We start from the raw sequence: 18,168 nt of genomic DNA, 5'->3' as shown, positions 1-18,168 counted from the left end.
CAGCGGAAAGCCGTGGGCAGAGCTGAGTTCACCGAGGTGTGGCCGCTACTTCCACTGCGTGGAGACACCGAACCCGGCGGCGATGAAGCCGAAGCCCACCACGATGTTCCAGTTGTCCAGGCTGTCGATGGGCAGGGAGCCGTCGGTGACATAGAAGACGACGATCCAGGCCAGGCCGATGACGAACATGGCCAGCATGACCGGTGCGACCCAGGCACGGCTGTTCAACTTGATGGCGGTTGCCGCCTTCGCCGGCGGCGGCGTGTAGTCGGCCTTCTTGCGGATACGTGACTTCGGCACGAGGGTCTCTCCTGTCGATGCGCTGCGTGGCCGCGCAGGGAACTGGGGCGGGCTCCGGGGCAGCGTACAAGGGGACACTGAGTGCTCCCCCGGGCGTCCGTTAGCGTAGTGCTTCCGCGGCGCCGAAGGAGATAAGGGTACGTTGAGCAATTCTGCCGACTCCCCCGGGACGGGTCCCAGTCCTGCCCGTATCCGCCGTTTCCGTCCCATGCGGATCCTCACGGTGGCCGTCTTCGCCCTCGCGGGGCTCATTTTCTTCACCAGTTTCAACACGGCCAAGGGCACCAACATCCGCACGGACGCCTCCCTCCTGAAGCTGTCCGACCTCATCCAGACCCGCAGTCAGAAGAACGGCCGGCTGAACGACGCCAACGGAGTCCTGCGCGACGAGGTCGACGCGCTCCGCAAGGAGGACGACACCAGCACCGGCGCCGACGACAAGAAGCTCACGGCACTGGAGCGGACCGCGGGCGCGCAGCAGCTCAAGGGCAAGGCGCTCACCGTCACCCTCAACGACGCCCCGCCGAACGCCACGGCCAAGCTCCCCGGCTACCCCGAGCCGCAGCCCGACTACCTGGTCATCCACCAGCAGGACCTGCAGGCCGTGGTGAACGCCCTGTGGCAGGGCGGCGCCAAGGGCATCAAGGTCATGGACCAGCGGCTGATCGCGACCAGCGCCGTGCGCTGCGTGGGCAACACCCTGATCCTCCAGGGCCGGGTCTACTCACCGCCGTACAAGATCACGGCGGTCGGGGACCCGGGGAAGTTGCAGGCGGCGCTGACGGCGTCCAAGGCGATCCAGAACTACAAGGTGTACGTCGACGTCTACGGGCTCGGCTGGAAAGTGACCGACGACGGGACGGTGACTCTTCCCGGGTACTCGGGCACAGTGGATCTGCACTACGCGAAGCCAGTGGAGTAAGCGGCCGTACGGGAGCTGCCGGTGCGCGTGATCGTCAGGAGCGTCAGCGAACTCTGCATCACCTTGGGCACCCTGATCGTCCTCTTCGTGGTCTACGTGCTGTTCTGGACCGGTGTGAAGGCCGACCACACGATGAGCGACCAGATCGACCAGCTGCAGAACCAGTGGTCGAAGCAGACCGCGCACCCGAAGGCGGCCCCTTCACCCACCGCACCGGCGAAACCGGCCGTGTACAAGGACGGCAAGCCCTTCGCGATCATGTACATCCCGCGGCTTGGTTTCACGTGGAACAAGCCGGTCCTGGAGGACACCGCGGTGAACACCCTCAAGAAGGGGCTGGGCCACTACGCCGGCACCGCGCAGCTGGGACAGGTCGGCAACTTCGCGGTGGCAGGGCACCGGCGGACGTACGGCGACCCCTTCGTGAACTTCCCGAAGCTGCGCAAGGGCGACGCGGTGGTGCTGACGGACGGGACGACCTGGTTCACGTATCGGATCGACAAAGGGCCCTACAAAACAGTGCCCACCGACATTGAGGTGATCGATCCTGTGCCACGTAAGTCCGGGTACACGGCCTCGGGCCGCTATCTCACGCTGACCACGTGCGATCCGGAGTGGGGCCACAGCCATCGGCTGATCGTCTGGGCACATCTCGACTCCACACAGCCCGTGGAGGCAGGGAAACCCGACGCCCTGCGCCGTTAGTCTGGTGGCGTACGGCGTGAGTCTGGTGCCGTGGTGCGACGGAAGGGACGGCATGTACGGCTGGATCTGGCGGCATCTGCCGGGCAACGTGTGGGTCAAGGCGCTGGTTTCGCTCGTCCTTGCCCTGGCCGTGGTCTACATCCTGTTCCAGTACGTCTTCCCGTGGGCCGAACCGCTGCTGCCCTTCAACGATGTGACGGTGAACAACCAGTGAGCGCACGGATTCTCGTCGTCGACAACTACGACAGCTTCGTCTTCAACCTGGTCCAGTACCTGTACCAGCTGGGCGCCGAGTGCGAGGTGCTGCGCAACGACGAGGTGTCGACCGCGCACGCCCAGGACGGCTTCGACGGCGTCCTCCTCTCGCCCGGCCCCGGCACCCCCGAGGAGGCCGGCGTCTGCATCGAGATGGTGCGGCACTGCGCCTCGACCAGGGTGCCCGTCTTCGGCGTCTGCCTCGGCATGCAGTCGATGCAGGTGGCCTACGGCGGCGTCGTGGACCGCGCCCCCGAGCTGCTGCACGGCAAGACCTCGCTCGTCGAGCACGAGGGCAGAGGCGTCTTCGCCGGACTGCCCTCGCCCTTCACGGCGACCCGCTACCACTCCCTGGCGGCCGAGCCGGAGACGGTCCCGGCCGAGCTGGAAGTCACCGCCCGGACGCACGACGGCATCATCATGGGCCTGCGTCACCGCGAACTGCCCGTCGAGGGCGTCCAGTTCCACCCGGAGTCGGTGCTCACCGAGCACGGACACCGGATGCTGGCCAACTGGCTGGTGGAGTGCGGCGACCAGGGTGCCGTGGCGAGGTCGGTGGGGCTCGCCCCGGTGGTGGGCAGGGCCACGGCGTGACCGCGCTGCGCCCCGAGCGCGAGTCCGAGGCCTCGTACGGGGAGCAGTCGTACGGGGAGCCGGGCGGGTTCGAGGAGTGGCACGACGCGTCGGCCCAGGGCGCGCCCGGGGTGCCGTACGGTCCCATCGACGAAGAGACCGTGGCGCTGCGGATACCGGAACCACCGCCGGAGCGACGGGGTCACGGTCGGTCCATACCGGCCTCTGACGCCCCATCCGCCTCCTCCGCCACAGGAAGCCCGACGGGCGGCCGTGCGGCCCGCAGAAAGGCCGCCAAGGGCCGTCACGGGCGTCATGGGGCCGGTGGGGCGGCGGAGGAGACCGTCGAGGACTCGCTGTCCGGCGCCGGCGCCCCGCTCTCGCGCGTCGAGGCGCGGCGGCGGCAACGTGCGAACAAGCCGGGTGCCGCGGTCGTCGCGAGCCGGGCCATCGGCGAGGTGTTCATCACCACCGGCGTGCTGATGCTGCTGTTCGTCACCTACCAGTTGTGGTGGACGAACGTACGCGCGCACGCGCAGGCCGGCAGCGAGACGAGCCAGCTCCAGAACGACTGGGCGAGCGGGAAGCGCGCTCCGGGAGAGTTCTCGCCGGGGCAGGGTTTCGCCATCCTGCACATTCCCAAGCTGGACGTGGTGGCGCCGATCGCCGAGGGCGTCAGCAACAAGAAGGTGCTCGACAAGGGCATGGTCGGGCACTACGGCGAGGGCCAGTTGAAGACCGCGATGCCGGACGCGAAGACCGGCAACTTCGGGCTCGCGGCCCACCGCAACACCCATGGTGAACCGTTCCGGTACATCAACCAGCTCAAGCCCGGCGACGAGGTCGTCGTGGAGACGCAGGACACGTACTACGTCTACAAGATGACGTCGACGCTGCCGGTGACGGCGCCGAGCAACACCAGCGTCCTCGACCCCATCCCCAAGGGTTCGGGTTTCACGAAACCCGGCCGCTACATCACGCTGACGACCTGTACGCCGGAGTTCACCAGCAAGTACCGGTTGATCGTCTGGGGCAAGATGGTCGAGGAACGGCCGCGCAGCAAGGGCAAGCCGGATGCGCTCATCGAGTAGGGGCAGATGAACGTGGCAGCGACCACCGACGACACCGAAGAGCAGACCGACACGCCCGCGTCCCCGCCGGACCGCCCCCGCGGCACCGGCCGGATCGCGACGGCGGTCAGTGTCTTCGGTGAACTCCTCATCACGGCGGGCCTGATCCTCGGCCTGTTCGTCGTCTACTCCCTGTGGTGGACGAACGTCGTCGCCGACCGCACGGCCGACAAGCAGGGCGACAAGGTCCGCGACAACTGGTCCAAGGACACGGACACCGGTCCCGGCGCCCTCGACACCAAGGACGGCATCGGCTTCCTGCACGTGCCCGCGATGAAGAACGGCGAGGTGCTGGTCGAGAAGGGCACCGAGACGAGCGTCCTCAACGACGGCGTCGCCGGCTACTACACCGACCCCGTCAAGGCCGCCCTCCCGACCACAGGCAAGAACGGCAACTTCACCCTCGCCGCCCACCGCGACGGCCACGGCGCCAAGTTCCACAACATCGACAAGCTCAAGAAGGGCGACCCGATCGTCTTCGAGACGAAGGACAAGTGGTACGTCTACAAGGTCTACGACATCCTTCCCGAGACCTCGAAGTACAACGTCAAGACCCTCGCCCAGATCCCCAAGGAATCCGGCAAGAAAAAGGCCGGCCATTACATCACCCTGACGACCTGCACACCGGTGTACACGTCCCGGTACCGCTATGTGGTGTGGGGCGAATTGGTGCGGGTGGACAAGGTGGACAGTGTCCGGACGCCACCGAAGGAACTCCGGTGAGGTGTGGTGCACCGGATCGTCCGGCCGGTGCACCACGGCACCCCTATGAAATCCGCTTGTAGCTGTAGACGGCCCAGCCGGTCTGCGCCTCCAGGTCGTAATAACCCCAGATGTCGTCGTAATGACGGTCGGACGCGCAGTTCTTGTCCGGGTAGTAGCGGACGTTGTACTTCTTCTTGTTGACCAGCGAACGCACCCTGACGTCCAGGTAGCACGTGCCCTTGAAGAGGGCCGACGTGTACAAGGACCCCTTGTAGTCCTTCTTGTCCCACGTGCACATGTTGGACGAGCACGAAGGTGCGGGCGGGATCGCGTACGCGGAGTTCGTGATGCCGGTCAGCAGGATGCTCGAAGCCGTTCCCGCCATCATTGCCGTAATGATTCTTCTCTTCATGTGCCTTTCCCTGGTCAGGGGACCCGTTTTATTTCCGAGGAAACAGGAAAATCCTAGGAAAAAAATGAGCGTTCCGCAATCATGAATTGCGGAACGCTCATTCGGGGTTTCTCTGGAGCGGGAATCAGTCCTCGGTGCGGTATGCCGTCCCGGTGACGCCGCCGAAGAAATTGGTGCCGCCGTTGTTCCCACCGTTGTTGTTGCCGGCGCCCACCGTGGTGAGGGTGATCGTCGTGTTGCCGGGGTCGACCGTGTTGCCCGCGCCGGGGTCGACCTGGGTCACGATCGCGTTGTCGCTCTGATCGCTGCCGTCGGCGAACTGGATGTTGTTGAAGCCGTTCTGCTGCAGGATCTGCTTGGCGTTCTTCACCGTCTGGGCGACGACGTTCGGGACCTGGGTCTGCGACGACTTGCCGATCTGGATGTTCACCGTGGAGTTCTTGGTGACCTGGGTGCCGATCGCCGGATCGGTCGAGACGACCTTGCCGACCAGGTTGGAATCGTTGGTGTCCACCTCGGTGCAGTTGCCGACGAGGTTGTTCTGCGTCATCTGCGCCTTGGCGTCGTCACAGCTCTTGCCGCTGACGTCCGGGACCGTGGACTTAGCCTCGGCCTTGGCGACGGTCAGGGTGATGACGGTGCCCTTCTGCACCTGGGCGCCGAGTTTCGGGTTCTGCTCCAGGACGGTCCCCGGGTCCTCGCCGGACACCTTCTGCTGCGTCTCCACCTTGAACTGGTACTTGTCGGCGGTGAGCGTCGTGGTGGCGTCGTCGAGGCTCTGGCCCACGACACTCGGTACGACGACCTTCGGCGCGCCCGTCGAGACGACCAGGTTGATGGTGTCGCCCTTGTTGACGTTGGTGTTCGCCGCCGGGTCCTGTGAGCAGACGCTGCCCTTCGGCGCGTTGTCGCAGGCCTTGCGGGTGGGCTCGGCCAGCTTCAGACCGGAGTTGACGGCCATCGTCTTCGCGGTGGCATAGGTCTGGCCGACGAAGTTCGGAGCCGCGAACGGCTTGTCCCCTCCGCTGCCGCTGAACGCCCACTTCCCGATCAGGATCGCGCCCACCAGCACCAGTACCGCCGCCACGATCAGCAGGATCGTCGAGGTGTTCGACTTCTTCTTCTGCTGGCGGCGCCGGTCGGGGCGGTCGTCGTAGCCGAAGCCGCCGTCGTCCGGGTTCATGGGGGGCAGCATCGTCGTGGCGCCGGCGTCGGAGCGCAGGGCCGTCGTCGGCTGGTCGTCGCCGTAGCCGCCGTAGCCGACCGAACCCATCGCCGCCGTCGCCGCGACCGGCTGGCCGTCGAGGCAGGCCTCGATGTCGATGCGCATGTCGTCGGCCGACTGGTAGCGGTAGTTGGGGTCCTTGACCAGGGCCCGCAGGACGATCGCGTCCATCTCGGGCGTGATCTCGGGGTCGAAGACCGACGGTGGCTGCGGCTCCTCCCGTACGTGCTGGTACGCGACCGCGACCGGGGAGTCGCCCACGAACGGCGGCCGCACGGTCAGGAGTTCGTAGAGGAGACAGCCCGTCGAGTAGAGGTCCGAGCGCGCGTCGACCTGCTCGCCCTTCGCCTGCTCCGGGGAGAGGTACTGGGCGGTGCCGATGACCGCGGACGTCTGCGTCATCGTCATGCCGGAGTCGCCCATCGCGCGGGCGATGCCGAAGTCCATCACCTTGACCTGGCCGGTGCGCGTCAGCATGACGTTGGCCGGCTTGATGTCGCGGTGGACGATGCCGTTGCGGTGCGAGTACTCCAGAGCCTGGAGGATGCCGATGGTCATCTCCAGCGTGCGCTCCGGCAGCAGCTTGCGACCGCTGTGGAGCAGCTCACGGAGCGTGGAGCCGTCGACGTACTCCATGACGATGTACGGGATCGAGACCCCGTCGACGTAGTCCTCGCCCGTGTCGTAGACCGCGACGATCGCGGGATGGTTGAGCGAGGCGGCCGACTGGGCCTCCCGGCGGAACCGGGCCTGGAAGGAAGGGTCGCGCGCAAGGTCGACGCGCAGCGTCTTCACCGCCACCGTGCGGCCGAGGCGTGTGTCATGGGCGAGGTAGACCTCCGCCATGCCACCACGGCCGAGCACCTGGCCCAGCTCGTACCGGCCGCCGAGGCGACGCGGCTCTTCCATAGTTCCCTACCAGCCCTCTCCGTCGGTCCCGATCCGCACGGATGTGCGGTCGGAGGCTAGCCGTCCGGGCCTACCGTACCCGGCTGGCTCTGTGTGACCTGGCCAAGCCCGTCACCCGATACAGGACCGGTATCGCAACGTGCACCGATGTGAAGGGGACGTGAGCGGGGTCACTTCTTGCTGTTGATGACCGCCTCCATCACGCTCTTCGCGATCGGGGCCGCGAGGCCGCCGCCGGAGATGTCGTCACGGTTGGCGCTGGAGTCCTCGATGACCACGGCCACGGCGACCGGCGAGCTGCCGTCGGGGAGCTTGGCGTAGGACAGGAACCAGGCGTACGGGTTCTCGCTGTTGGCGACGCCGTGCTGGGCGGTACCGGTCTTGCCGCCGACGGTGACGCCGCTGATCTGCGCGTTCTTGCCGGTGCCGTCCTTGACGACGGTCTCCATCATCGACTGCAGGATCTGCGCGTTCTTCGACGAGAGCGGCTGGCTCAGCTGCTCCGGCTCGGTCTGCGCGATGGTGTCGACGTTCGCCGACTGGAGCTTGTCGACCATGTACGGCTTCATCAGCTTGCCGTCGTTGGCTACCGCGGAGGCGACCATGGCCATCTGGAGCGGGGTCGCGGCGGTGTTGTACTGGCCGATCGAGGACAGCGCGGTCTGCGAAGTGTTCATGTTGTCGGAGAAGACCGAGGCGCTGGAGCGGATCGGGGTGAACTGCTCGGCGTCGAAGCCGAACTTCTTCGCCTCGGCCAGCATCTTGGCGTTGCCCAGGTCGGCGCCGACCTTGCCGAACACGGTGTTGCAGGAGACCCGCAGCGCCTCCCGCAGGGTGGCGTTCTTGCAGGGGATGTTGCCCTCGTTCTTCAGCTGGGTCGTGGTGCCCGGCATGGTCCACGGCAGCGGCGAGTTGGTGGCCGTGTCGGCGGACGAGTACAGGTTGTTCTCCAGCGCCGCGGACGCGGTGACCACCTTGAAGGTGGAGCCCGGCGGGTAGGTCTCGCGCAGCGCCCGGTTGAGCATCGGGTCGTTCGGGTCGTACTTCTTCTGGAGCTTGGTCCACGCCTTGCTGTCCGTCGACGTGGAGTTCCCGGCGAAGGACGACGGGTCGTACGACGGGTAGGACGCCAGCGCCAGGATCTTGCCGGTGGACGGGTCGAGGGCGACGACCGCGCCCTTGCCGCCCTGCTTCGTCAGACCGTTCCACGCGGCCTTCTGCGCGGCCTCGTTGAGGGTGGTGACGACGTTGCCGCCCGACTTCTCCTTGCCCGTGATCATGTTGAGGGTGTTGCGGAAGAAGAGCCGGTCGTCGGTGCCGGAGAGGATGCCGTCCTCGATGGACTCCAGCTGGTTGGCGCCGAAGGCCTGTGAGGCGTATCCCGTGACCGGCGCCCACATCGCGCCGTTCTTGTAGGTGCGCTTGTACTTCAGGTCGTTCAGCCCGGAGGTGCTGGTCTCGGTGGAACCGGTGATCGGGTTGCCGTCGACGATGATGTCGCCGCGCGGGGTGGAGTAGCGCGCGATGGTGACCCGGCGGTTCTTCGGGTCGTCCTTGAGGCTGTCGGCCTTGACGTACTGGAGCCAGTTGTCGCGCAGCAGCAGGGTAAGGACCAGGAGGCCGCAGAAGAGCGCGATCCGGCGCAGGGGCTTGTTCATGACGGGCGGACCACCTGGGTCATCTCGGCGTCGGGACTGGGGGCGGGCGCGGGGGCCGGCCGGCGGGCGGTGTCGCTGATGCGGATCAGGATGCCGATGAGCGCCCAGTTGGCGATGACGGAGGAACCGCCGTACGCGAGGAACGGCATCGTCATACCGGTCAGCGGGATGAGGCCCATCACACCGCCCGCCACCACGAAGACCTGCAGCGCGAAGGCGCCGGACAGGCCGACGGCGAGCAGCTTGCCGAACGGGTCGCGGGCGGCGAGGGCGGTGCGGACGCCGCGCTCCACGATCAGGCCGTACAGGAGCAGGATCGCCATGATGCCGGCCAGGCCCAGTTCCTCGCCGAAGGTGGCGAGGATGAAGTCGGAGTTGGCGGCGAACCGGATCAGGTCGGAGTGACCCTGACCCCAGCCGGCGCCGAGGGTGCCGCCGGAGCCGAAGGCCCACAACGCCTGCATGGCCTGCTCGGAGTGGAGACCGGTGACGCCCGGCGTGCGGCTCAGCGTGTACTCGCGCATGGGGTCGAGCCAGGCCTGGACGCGCTGCTGGACGTGCGACTCGAAGCTGGCCACGCCGACCGCGCCGGCCGCGGACATCAGCAGACCGAAGACGATCCAGCTGGTCCGCTCGGTGGCGACGTACAGCATGATGATGAACATTCCGAAGAACAGCAGCGACGTGCCGAGGTCGGTCTCGAAGACCAGGATCAGGATCGAGATGAACCAGACGACCAGGATGGGACCGAGGTCGCGGCCGCGGGGCAGGTACAGGCCCATGAAGCGGCGGCTGGCCAGGGCGAGCGCGTCGCGCTTCACCATCAGGTAGCCGGCGAAGAAGATCGCGAGGACGATCTTCGCGAACTCACCGGGCTGGATGGTGAATCCGCCGATCGAGATCCAGATCTTGGCACCGTAGACGTTCAGGCCGAGGCCGGGGACCAGCGGGAGCAGCAGCAGGACCAGGGCGCCGGCCATGGAGATGTAGGTGTAGCGCTGCAGGACGCGGTGGTCCTTGAGGAAGATCAGCACGATCACGAAGAGCGCGATGCCCATGGCCGTGTACAGCAGCTGGTTGGTCGCCTTGCCGCCGGCCACGTGGATGGACTGCAGCAGCTTGGACTGGTCGAGGCGCCAGATGGCGACGAGCCCGAGTCCGTTCAGCAGGGTGGCCAGGGGCAGCAGCAGGGGGTCCGCGTACGGGGCGAACCTTCGTACGGCGAGATGCGCGACACCGGCCAGCAGGCCGAGGCCCAGGCCGTAACTCAGCAGCCCGGTCGGCACCTTGTCGTCGATGGCCAGCCCCACGTTGGCGTAGGCGAAGACCGGGATGACGACAGCGAACACCAGCAGCGCGAGCTCGGTGTTGCGTCGGCTCGGTGCGCCGATGGAGCCGATCGTGGACGTGTGGTGCGCCGGCGTGTTGGTTGAACTGCTCATCGTGTGACGGGGCCTCTCACGGCTTGCCTATTACTTGCTGCACTGCGAGACGACCTGCTGCTCTTCCTCCGAAAGGCTGGGACCGGGGCTGGGAGTTGCAGACGGGGTCGGGGGCGTCGAGGTCGAGGCCGAAGTCGAAGGAGTCGGCTTCGGCGTGGCCTTGGACGTGACGGAGGTGCTGGTGGTTCCCGTGGTACCGGCGGGCTTGGTGGTGGCACTCGCGCGCTCGGACTCCTTCTTGCACGCGGAGGCCTGCACGGCGAGGTCGGCGATCTTCTTCTGGGCGTCCTGGAGACCGCCCTCGGCGATCGTCGCCTTGACCTGCTTCTGCTGGTAGGGCGGCAGGTACTTGAGTTCGATGTCGGGATGGTCCTTCTCCACCTTCGACAGCGAGACCCAGGCGAGGTCCTGGCTGATGCCCCGGTACAGCGCGACGTGTTCGCCGTTGGCGCCGACGAAGTACTGCGTCTGCGTCCAGCGCCAGCCGCCGTACAGGCCGCCGCCGATGACCGCGAGCGCGAGCACGGTGTAGAAGGATCTCTTGAACCACTTGCGGCCCTTGGAGGGCTTCACGAAGTCGTCGTCGGTGTAGTCCCCGAAGCTGCCCTCGGGGACGTAGCCGGTGGTGTCGCCGGAGCCGGGCGGGCCGAACTCGCCGCCCCCGCCGTTCTGTCCGGGCACCTGGCGGCCGAGCCCGGAGGCGCGGCCGGCCGGGGTCTGCATGATGCCGTTGTCGTGCAGGTGGAGCTGGTTCTCGGCGACCGCGCCGACGATGACCGGGGTGTCCGACAGCTGCGCGGCGAGGGTGTCGCCGGTGTCGAGGTCCAGGACGTCGGCGATGATCACCGTGATGTTGTCGGGGCCGCCGCCGCGCAGGGCGAGCTGGATCAGCTCCTGCACGGTCTCCTGGGGGCCCTGGTAGCTGGCGAGGGTGTCCTCCATCGTCTGGTGGGAGACGACTCCGGACAGCCCGTCGGAACAGATCAAGTACCGGTCGCCGGCGCGGACTTCACGGATCGACAGGTCCGGCTCGACGTGGTCGCCACTGCCGAGCGCGCGCATGAGGAGGGCGCGCTGCGGGTGGGTGGTGGCCTCTTCCTCGGTGATCCGGCCCTCGTCGACCAGCCGCTGCACCCAGGTGTGGTCCTGCGTGATCTGGGTCAGCACCCCGTCGCGCAGCAAGTAGGCGCGGGAGTCGCCGACATGGACGAGGCCGAGCCGCTGCCCGGTCCACAGCAGGGCGGTGAGCGTGGTGCCCATGCCCTCCAGCTGGGGGTCCTCCTCGACCATCATCCGCAGCTGGTCGTTGGCCCGCTGCACGGCGGTGCCGAGCGAGGTGAGGATGTCGGAGCCCGGCACGTCGTCGTCGAGCGAGACGATGGTGGAGATCACCTCGGACGAGGCGACCTCACCGGCGGCCTGGCCGCCCATCCCGTCGGCGATCGCGAGGAGACGTGGACCGGCGTAGCCGGAGTCCTCGTTGCCCTCGCGGATCATGCCTTTGTGCGATCCGGCGGCGAAGCGCAGTGACAGACTCATGCGCACCTCGCCCGTCGGCTCCGGGTACATCCGCACGGTGCCCACCCTCCGGTCGGGAGCGCGCCGGGGTCCGCCAGGCGGTCCGCCGCTGCGTGCTCGCTCCGCTCGCTCATTGTCTGTACTACTTCCGCAGCTCGATGACGGTCTTGCCGATGCGGATCGGCGCGCCCAGCGGAATCGGTGTGGGGGTCGTCAGCCGGGACCGGTCCAGGTACGTGCCGTTCGTGGATCCGAGGTCCTCGACGATCCACTGGCCGTCGCGGTCCGGGTAGATCCTGGCATGGCGGCTGGAGGCGTAGTCGTCGTCCAGCACGATTGTTGAATCGTGCGCCCGGCCCAGGGTGATGGTCTGGCCCTGGAGCGCGACGGTGGTGCCGGTGAGGATTCCCTCACTGACGACCAGTTTGGTGGGGGCGTTACGGCGCTGCCGGCCGCCCCCGCTCGGCTGCTGCTGGCGCTGTTGTGGAGGCGCCGCCTGCCGGGCGGCCTGCTGCTGCGGCCGTCCGGCGTCCCGTCGCGAGCCGCGCTGTGTGACACGCGTTCCGAACAGGTCGCTGCGGATGACCTGCACGGCCACGATCACGAACAGCCACAGTACGGCCAGGAAACCCAGCCGCATGACCGTGAGGGTCAGCTCTGACATTGCCCCCGCTTCACCCTTCGGCTTGCCGGTAAATGATGGTGGTGCTGCCCACGACGATCCGCGAGCCGTCGCGGAGCGTAGCGCGGGTGGTGTGCTGCCCGTCCACCACGATGCCGTTGGTGGACCCGAGATCCTGGATCGTCGAGGGCGTTCCGGTCCGGATCTCACAGTGCCGGCGGGATACGCCGGGGTCGTCGATCCGCACGTCGGCTTCGGTGCTGCGGCCCATCACCAACGTCGCGCGGGAGATCTGATGGCGGGCGCCGTTGATCTCCACCCAGTACCGCATCCGTGCGCCGGCCGCCGGGGCGGTGGGCGCGGGCTGGAGGTACGGCGCCGAGCCACGACCGCCGGGCGGCGGTCCGGCCGGCATGGGCGGCGGGGCGCTCGCGGGGGCGGCGGGCGGATAGCCGTAGCCGCCGGGCCGGCCCGCTGCCGGGGGTGCCGCCGGAGCGGGGGTCCCGGGAGCCTGCTGGTTGGTGGAGGAGGCGAGCGTACGGCTGCGCACCCGGTACAGACCGGTGTCGAGGTCGTCCGCCTTCTCCAGGTGGACCTTGATGGGTCCCATGAAGGTGTAGCGCTGCTGCTTGGCGTAGTCGCGCACCATGCCGGCGAGTTCGTCGCCGAGCTGGCCGGAGTAGGGGCTGAGCCGCTCGAAGTCCGGCGTGCTCAGCTCCACGATGAAGTCGTTGGGTACGACGGTCCGGTCGCGGTTCCAGATCGTCGCGTTGTTGTCGCACTCCCGCTGGAGCGCGCCGGCGATCTCGACGGGCTGGACCTCGGACTTGAACACCTTGGCGAAGGTGCCGTTGACCAGACCTTCGAGGCGCTGCTCGAACTTCTTCAGGACTCCCATGGGGCACCTCCTCCGTCGTTGCCGCACTGGCTGTCGTGCCGACCGCCGTGCCGGCTGTCGTGGTGATTGTCGTGCTGACTGCCTTGGTACTGCTTACTGATCGTATCCACGCGCCGGTAAATCGGCTGGTTCCCCCTTGTCGGCCCGGTCGAACTCCTTCTGCCACTACTCCTGTCAGTACTCCTGCCCAGGATCGTAGAGGGGGCCGCAGACAAGTGTCCCGCACCTGACTGTGGACCTTGCCCGCCTCCTGGGGAGATGGCGGTTACCGGTACGAGGTTGATACGTGAACCGGCCCACGTTGATACGTAGCGAGGGGGGCGGGGTGTTCGGAAGGGGCTCCTGGTGGTCCCGGGCCAGGTCACGGGGTGCGGACAAGGGATGTGAATCCACCCCGACCACCGTGCTAATCTTCTGCATGTCGGAAGGCGCCACCCCCTAGGGGGAACAGCCCGAGGACACACCCAAATGCGCGGGTGGCGGAATAGGCAGACGCGCTGGATTCAGGTTCCAGTGCCCGAAAGGGCGTGGGGGTTCAACTCCCCCCTCGCGCACAACAGAAGCCCCCCAGGTCTCGGACCTGGGGGGCTTCTTCGTGTGTGGTGCTCACCTCAGGTGAGGACAATCACAGGTCTGGTCCTGCCTCAGGCGGCGAGGCGCTCCGCCAGTTCCTTGGCCTTGGTGGCCGCGTCGCCGAGGGCGCGCTCGCGGGACGCCTCGTAGAGCGGGACCAGGTCGGCCATCGCCGGGTTCTGCGGGGCCAGGGTCAGCTCCGGGACGATGAACTCAAGGTCCATGGAGAGGGCCTCGGCGAGGACCGCCCGCAGATAGTTCTGGACGTACTCGAAGCCCTCGCGCGGGGTCCCGGGTCCGTAGGCGCCGCCGCGGCTGGCGATCACGGTGACCGGGGTGCCCTTGATCTCCGAGTCCTCGGTGCCGGCGGTGCGGCCCATGAGGATCACGTTGTCCAGCCAGGCCTTCAGGGTCGAGGGGATCGAGAAGTTGTACATCGGGGCGCCGATCAGCACCGCGTCCGCCGCCTCCAGCTCCTCTATGAGCTTCACGCGCTCGGCGAACGCGGCCGCCTGCTCGGGGGTGTGCGTGGCCGGGTCGGCGAAGCCGGCGGTGTGGGCGTCGGCGGTGAGGTGCGGGACGGGGTTCGCGGCGAGGTCGCGGTGGATCACCGTGCCCTCCGGGTGCTGTTCCTCCCAGGACGTGCGGAAGGCGTCGGCCACGGCGCGGGAGGCGGAGGCGCCGGTCGGGAACACGGAGGAGTCGATGTGCAGGAGCGTGGCCATGGGGGTCTCCAAGAGGGTCGAGCGCGCGTCGGACGCGGAAGCCTTGATACGCGCCGCTCAGTGACTAAATTTCAGTACTCGACTATTGATAACACAGGTACTTACTTTTTTTCATCCCCGTACGGGAGGGCAGTACCCTGAAGGCATGGCGGTCGAGCAGAGTCACGACACGGGGCAGTGCAAGAAGGTCGACGACGGCATCACCCGCGTCTTCCAGCTGTTCGGAAAGCGCTGGACCGGGCCGATCGTGGCCGTCCTGATGGCGCAGCCCGTGCACTTCGCCGACCTGCGCCGGGCGATCCCGGGCATCAGCGAACGCATGCTCTCCGACCGGCTCACGGAACTCGGCGCCGCCGGTCTGCTCGTCCGCGAGGTCGACGAGGGACCGCCGCTGCGCGTCTCGTACCGGCTGACGGAGTCGGGCAAGGCACTGGGACCGGCGCTTCGGGAGCTCGGGGCGTGGGCCCAGGTGCATCTGCGCGAGGGGTGGCAGTCGGGCGGGTGTTAGGGCCTGGCTGGGCGCCGGGGCAAGGGTCTGCCCGGGCCGGGGTGAGGACCTGACCGTCCATGCTGGGGCGAGGATCCGTCCGGGCCGGGGGAGGCCACACCGGGCGGGGCGAGGATCTGACGGGGCGAGCTGGAGCAAGGGCCCGTCCGGGCTGGGGAAGGACCTGACCAGGCCTGGGCGAAGGCCTGACCGGCCGGGCTGGAGCAAGGGGTCGTCCGGGTCGGGGGAGGCTAGATCGGGCTGAGGCGAGGATCTGACCGGCCAGGTTGGCGCGAGGGTCCATCCGGGCTGGGGAAAGACCGGACCCGTCGGGCTGGAGCAAGGGCCCGTCCCGGCCGGGGGGAAGTCCTGATTGGGCCTGGGCGAGGGCCCGTCCGGGTTGGAGTGGCGGGCCGCGGCTTCGGTCGTCACCGGTTTTCCACAGCCGCGGAGTTGTCCACAGGATCTGACGCGTTTTCGCCACCGGCTGTACGGTCGTCGCGAGTTGATGTTCGGGCGAGTGTGCGTACATGTGCGGGGGAGGCGGTCGGTATGACCGAGGCCGGTATCGGTGTGGGGCGCAGGCTGCCCGGAGTGCGGGGCTTCGCCACGTGGCCCGTGGAGGGGTCGCCCAAGGAAGAGGGGAAGGCGCTGCGGGAGAGCATCCCGCGGAGCGCGCACGCCGCTTTCGACGTGGACGGCTCCCGTCCCGACGCGGTGACCGCGGTCGAGGAGTCCGGGCGCGGCCGTATCCCCGGGCTCACTCCGATACGGGTGGGCAGGATGGCGGCCACGCCCTTCGCCTTCCTGCGCGGTTCGGCCGGCCTCATGGCCCACGACCTCGCCCGCACCCCCATGACCCGGATCGGCGCCCAGATCTGCGGTGACGCCCACGCGGCCAACTTCGGCCTGTACGGCGACGCCCGCGGCGGCCTGGTCATCGACCTGAACGACTTCGACGAGACGGTGCACGGCCCCTGGGAGTGGGACCTCAAGCGGCTCGCCGCCTCGCTGGTGCTCGCGGGCCGGGAGGCCGGCGCCGACGAGGACACCTGCCGTACGGCGGCGCACGGCGCGGTGGGTTCCTACCGCCGGACCATGCGTCTGCTGGCCAAGCTCCCGGTCCTGGACGCGTGGAACGCCATCGCGGACGAGGAGTTGGTCTCCCACGCCGACGCCCGCGACCTGCTGGGCACACTGGAGCGGGTCTCCGAGAAGGCGCGGGGCAACACCAGCGGGCGGTTCGCGGGCAGGTCGACCGAGCTCGCGGAGGACGGCGGGCGCCGCTTCGTCGACGCCTCGCCGGTGCTGCGCCGGATCCCGGACGAGGAGGCCGCGGCGGTGGCGGCGTCCCTGGAGGCGTATCTGGACACGCTCTCCGAGGACCGACTCCCGCTGCTCGCCCGGCACACGGTGCACGACGTCGCCTTCCGCGTCGTCGGCACGGGCAGCGTGGGCACTCGGTCGTACGTCGTGCTGCTCCTGGACCACCGCGGCGAACCGCTCGTCCTCCAGGTGAAGGAGGCCCGCCCCTCGGCGCTGGTGCCGCATCTGTCCAGCGCCGGGTTCGACGCACCGTCCGTCCCGCACGAGGGCCGGCGCGTGGTGCTCGGGCAGAAGCGGATGCAGGTCGTCAGCGACATCCTGCTGGGCTGGACGACGGTCGACGGACTGCCGTTCCAGGTACGGCAGTTCCGCAACCGCAAGGGCAGCGTCGACCCGGCCGCCCTCGCCGCCGACCAGATCGACGACTACGGCCGCATGACCGGCGCCCTTCTGGCCCGCGCCCACGCCCACAGCGCCGACCCGCGCCTGGTCGCCGGGTACTGCGGCAAGAAGGACGAACTGGACGAGGCGATAGCGACGTTCGCCGTCGCCTACGCCGACCGGACCGAGGCGGACCACGCGGAGTTGCTGGGGGCGGTGCGGGCGGGGCGGATCGCCGCGGAGATGGGGGTGTAGGCGGTCGCCCGGGGGAGATCGTTCTGCCGGTGTCCGAGGGTGCTCGCCGCTGATCCGGTGGCCCGAACCGCCCGTCGCCGGGGCGAGAACCGTACCGGCGGCGAAGCCACCCGTGGTCCGGAAGGTGCCGGTGTCGGTGATGCCCCGTCGCCGGTCGGGGCGTGGCCTACGCTGGTCGGGTGACGACCCCGGAAGCTGAGCAGTCCCAGTCCGCGCCCGTTGGTGAACCGGCGCCGGAGCAGGCGGGTGCCGCGGCGCCGTCCGCGGCCGGAGCCGCGGCGGGCGACGGTTCCGTGAGCGAGGGCACCGGGGGCGGTGCGGCGCCCCGGCCCGAGGAGCGGCTGGACCGGGCCGTACGGGCCGCCGAACAGGCGTTGATCGAGTACGAGATCGCGGTGGACACCTTCCGCATCGAGGTCGAGAACTTCTCCCGGCTGCACCACCAGAAACTCGGCCCGATGTACACCCGGCTCGACGAGCTGGACGCCCAGATCGCCGAGGCCGTCGCCGCGCGCAGCGGTGACCCCGAGGACATCCGCAAGGCGGACGAGGCCCGGGCCCGGGTGATGCCGATGCCCGCGGTCGAGGAGCTGTTCCACGGCTGGATGGACGGCGACGGCCTGTTCCCGGAGGCCGCGGCGATGCTCACGGACCAGCCGGTACGGCCCCCGCAGCGGGTGCGCCCCAGCGAGGAGGCCCGCAAGCTCTACCGCGAGCTGGCCCGCAAGGCCCACCCCGACCTGGCGCAGGACGAGGACGAGCGCAAGCGCCGTGAGGAGTTCATCACCCGGGTCAACGCCGCCTACAGCCGCGGCGACGCCCCGCTGCTGCGCGAGCTGGGCGAGGAGTGGGCGGCGGGACCGGCCCCGGCCGAGCGCGGCCCGAGCCCCAGCGAGGAGCTCTACGCCCGCCTCGAATGGCTCGCCCACCGCAAGGAACTGCTCACGCTCGTCGCCCGGGAGCTGGAGGAGGGCGCCATCGGCTCCATGCTCCGGATGGCCCCGGACGACCCCGACCGTCTCCTCGACGAGATCGCCGAGCAACTGCTCGCCCAGGTCGCCGAGCGGGAGGCGGAACTGGCGGCGCTCCTCGGGGAGCCGGACACGTCGGAAGGTCCGTCGGGTAGCGTCGAGGCATGAGTTTCGGA

The 18,168-nt window shown here is 68.6% G+C and carries 18 protein-coding genes and 1 tRNA gene; 10 read left to right on the top strand and 9 right to left on the bottom strand.

What is annotated here, in order from left to right:
* Window positions 1-45: 45 nt before the first annotated feature.
* A complete protein-coding gene (crgA, locus tag AB0I69_RS07770; RefSeq protein ID WP_363094671.1) occupies window positions 46-300 on the bottom strand; it encodes a cell division protein CrgA in 255 nt (84 codons plus the stop codon).
* A 142-nt stretch (window positions 301-442) separates the two neighbouring features.
* On the opposite strand from crgA, the gene AB0I69_RS07765 reads away from it, so the two are divergent.
* From AB0I69_RS07765 to AB0I69_RS07740, 6 genes are read left to right on the top strand one after another with little or no spacing between them, the layout of a single operon-like run.
* On the top strand, window positions 443-1,222 hold the full coding sequence (locus AB0I69_RS07765; protein WP_363094670.1) for a DUF881 domain-containing protein: 780 nt from the start codon (window positions 443-445) through the stop codon (window positions 1,220-1,222).
* Between the two features lie 21 nt (window positions 1,223-1,243).
* On the top strand, window positions 1,244-1,927 hold the full coding sequence (locus AB0I69_RS07760) for a class E sortase (protein WP_363094669.1): 684 nt from the start codon (window positions 1,244-1,246) through the stop codon (window positions 1,925-1,927).
* 16 nt (window positions 1,928-1,943) lie between these two features.
* Window positions 1,944-2,141 carry a hypothetical protein gene (locus AB0I69_RS07755; RefSeq protein ID WP_363094668.1) on the top strand — a complete coding sequence of 66 codons (198 nt, stop codon included), beginning with the start codon at window positions 1,944-1,946 and terminating at the stop codon, window positions 2,139-2,141.
* A complete protein-coding gene (locus AB0I69_RS07750) occupies window positions 2,138-2,776 on the top strand; it encodes an aminodeoxychorismate/anthranilate synthase component II (protein WP_363094667.1) in 639 nt (212 codons plus the stop codon). Before AB0I69_RS07755 ends, AB0I69_RS07750 begins: the two co-directional genes overlap by 4 nt.
* The gene (locus AB0I69_RS07745; RefSeq protein WP_363094666.1) at window positions 2,773-3,846 is read left to right on the top strand and encodes a class E sortase; all 1,074 of its coding nucleotides are present in this window, start codon (window positions 2,773-2,775) and stop codon (window positions 3,844-3,846) included. Before AB0I69_RS07750 ends, AB0I69_RS07745 begins: the two co-directional genes overlap by 4 nt.
* A 6-nt stretch (window positions 3,847-3,852) precedes the next feature.
* Window positions 3,853-4,608, top strand: a complete 756-nt coding sequence (locus tag AB0I69_RS07740) for a class E sortase (protein ID WP_363094665.1) — start codon at window positions 3,853-3,855, stop codon at window positions 4,606-4,608.
* Window positions 4,609-4,651: 43 nt separating this feature from the next.
* On the opposite strand, the gene AB0I69_RS07735 is transcribed toward AB0I69_RS07740, so the two are convergent.
* The 7 genes from AB0I69_RS07735 to AB0I69_RS07705 all read right to left on the bottom strand — a co-directional run bounded on the left by AB0I69_RS07735 (window position 4,652) and on the right by AB0I69_RS07705 (window position 13,274).
* Complete coding sequence (locus AB0I69_RS07735) at window positions 4,652-5,002, bottom strand: peptidase inhibitor family I36 protein (RefSeq protein ID WP_363094664.1); 351 nt, start codon at window positions 5,000-5,002, stop codon at window positions 4,652-4,654.
* A gap of 124 nt (window positions 5,003-5,126) precedes the next feature.
* The gene (gene pknB, locus AB0I69_RS07730; RefSeq protein WP_363094663.1) at window positions 5,127-7,136 is read right to left on the bottom strand and encodes a Stk1 family PASTA domain-containing Ser/Thr kinase; all 2,010 of its coding nucleotides are present in this window, start codon (window positions 7,134-7,136) and stop codon (window positions 5,127-5,129) included.
* A 170-nt stretch (window positions 7,137-7,306) separates the two neighbouring features.
* Window positions 7,307-8,794, bottom strand: coding sequence for a penicillin-binding protein 2 (locus AB0I69_RS07725; RefSeq protein WP_363094662.1), 1,488 nt, complete (start codon window positions 8,792-8,794; stop codon window positions 7,307-7,309).
* Window positions 8,791-10,236: an FtsW/RodA/SpoVE family cell cycle protein gene (locus AB0I69_RS07720; RefSeq protein ID WP_363094660.1), complete on the bottom strand. Its 1,446-nt coding sequence runs from the start codon at window positions 10,234-10,236 to the stop codon at window positions 8,791-8,793. The genes AB0I69_RS07725 and AB0I69_RS07720 overlap by 4 nt, the downstream gene beginning before the upstream one ends.
* A 30-nt stretch (window positions 10,237-10,266) precedes the next feature.
* Window positions 10,267-11,805, bottom strand: coding sequence for a Stp1/IreP family PP2C-type Ser/Thr phosphatase (locus tag AB0I69_RS07715; protein ID WP_363095029.1), 1,539 nt, complete (start codon window positions 11,803-11,805; stop codon window positions 10,267-10,269).
* Window positions 11,806-11,896: 91 nt separating this feature from the next.
* The gene (locus AB0I69_RS07710; RefSeq protein ID WP_043675935.1) at window positions 11,897-12,418 is read right to left on the bottom strand and encodes an FHA domain-containing protein; all 522 of its coding nucleotides are present in this window, start codon (window positions 12,416-12,418) and stop codon (window positions 11,897-11,899) included.
* A gap of 10 nt (window positions 12,419-12,428) precedes the next feature.
* Window positions 12,429-13,274 (bottom strand): DUF3662 and FHA domain-containing protein, encoded by an 846-nt coding sequence (locus AB0I69_RS07705; protein ID WP_363094659.1) that lies wholly within the window; start codon window positions 13,272-13,274, stop codon window positions 12,429-12,431.
* Window positions 13,275-13,744: 470 nt separating this feature from the next.
* Here AB0I69_RS07705 and AB0I69_RS07700 point away from each other — a divergent pair.
* Window positions 13,745-13,828, top strand: a tRNA-Leu gene (locus tag AB0I69_RS07700).
* A 90-nt stretch (window positions 13,829-13,918) separates the two neighbouring features.
* Here AB0I69_RS07700 and AB0I69_RS07695 read toward each other — a convergent pair.
* Complete coding sequence (locus tag AB0I69_RS07695) at window positions 13,919-14,572, bottom strand: NAD(P)H-dependent oxidoreductase (RefSeq protein ID WP_363094658.1); 654 nt, start codon at window positions 14,570-14,572, stop codon at window positions 13,919-13,921.
* Window positions 14,573-14,717: 145 nt separating this feature from the next.
* Here AB0I69_RS07695 and AB0I69_RS07690 point away from each other — a divergent pair, with 145 nt between their 5' ends.
* The 3 genes from AB0I69_RS07690 (at window position 14,718) to AB0I69_RS07680 (ending at window position 18,160) form a co-directional block, all read left to right on the top strand.
* Entirely contained in the window at window positions 14,718-15,080 is a 363-nt protein-coding gene (locus AB0I69_RS07690; protein WP_363094657.1) for a helix-turn-helix domain-containing protein, read from the top strand.
* A 531-nt stretch (window positions 15,081-15,611) separates the two neighbouring features.
* The gene (locus tag AB0I69_RS07685; protein WP_363094656.1) at window positions 15,612-17,021 is read left to right on the top strand and encodes a DUF2252 domain-containing protein; all 1,410 of its coding nucleotides are present in this window, start codon (window positions 15,612-15,614) and stop codon (window positions 17,019-17,021) included.
* Between the two features lie 179 nt (window positions 17,022-17,200).
* Window positions 17,201-18,160: a J domain-containing protein gene (locus tag AB0I69_RS07680; RefSeq protein WP_363094655.1), complete on the top strand. Its 960-nt coding sequence runs from the start codon at window positions 17,201-17,203 to the stop codon at window positions 18,158-18,160.
* The last annotated feature ends 8 nt before the right edge of the window (window positions 18,161-18,168 follow it).

The sequence above is a fragment of the Streptomyces sp. NPDC050508 genome, from assembly GCF_040655155.1.
GTDB lineage: Bacteria > Actinomycetota > Actinomycetes > Streptomycetales > Streptomycetaceae > Streptomyces.
The sequence above is the reverse complement of the archived record's forward strand: the minus strand, read 5'-3'. Positions and strand labels throughout refer to the sequence as shown.

What these genes read in the sequence shown, in the direction of transcription:
- pknB (WP_363094663.1), bottom strand. Translation starts at nt 7,136, where the DNA reads ATGGAAGAGCCGCGTCGCCTCGGCGGCCGGTACGAGCTGGGCCAGGTG.
- AB0I69_RS07695 (WP_363094658.1), bottom strand. Translation starts at nt 14,572, where the DNA reads ATGGCCACGCTCCTGCACATCGACTCCTCCGTGTTCCCGACCGGCGCC.
- AB0I69_RS07725 (WP_363094662.1), bottom strand. Translation starts at nt 8,794, where the DNA reads ATGAACAAGCCCCTGCGCCGGATCGCGCTCTTCTGCGGCCTCCTGGTC.
- AB0I69_RS07705 (WP_363094659.1), bottom strand. Translation starts at nt 13,274, where the DNA reads ATGGGAGTCCTGAAGAAGTTCGAGCAGCGCCTCGAAGGTCTGGTCAAC.
- AB0I69_RS07735 (WP_363094664.1), bottom strand. Translation starts at nt 5,002, where the DNA reads ATGAAGAGAAGAATCATTACGGCAATGATGGCGGGAACGGCTTCGAGC.
- AB0I69_RS07720 (WP_363094660.1), bottom strand. Translation starts at nt 10,236, where the DNA reads ATGAGCAGTTCAACCAACACGCCGGCGCACCACACGTCCACGATCGGC.
- AB0I69_RS07685 (WP_363094656.1), top strand. Translation starts at nt 15,612, where the DNA reads ATGACCGAGGCCGGTATCGGTGTGGGGCGCAGGCTGCCCGGAGTGCGG.
- AB0I69_RS07710 (WP_043675935.1), bottom strand. Translation starts at nt 12,418, where the DNA reads ATGTCAGAGCTGACCCTCACGGTCATGCGGCTGGGTTTCCTGGCCGTA.
- AB0I69_RS07715 (WP_363095029.1), bottom strand. Translation starts at nt 11,805, where the DNA reads ATGTACCCGGAGCCGACGGGCGAGGTGCGCATGAGTCTGTCACTGCGC.
- AB0I69_RS07690 (WP_363094657.1), top strand. Translation starts at nt 14,718, where the DNA reads ATGGCGGTCGAGCAGAGTCACGACACGGGGCAGTGCAAGAAGGTCGAC.
- AB0I69_RS07740 (WP_363094665.1), top strand. Translation starts at nt 3,853, where the DNA reads ATGAACGTGGCAGCGACCACCGACGACACCGAAGAGCAGACCGACACG.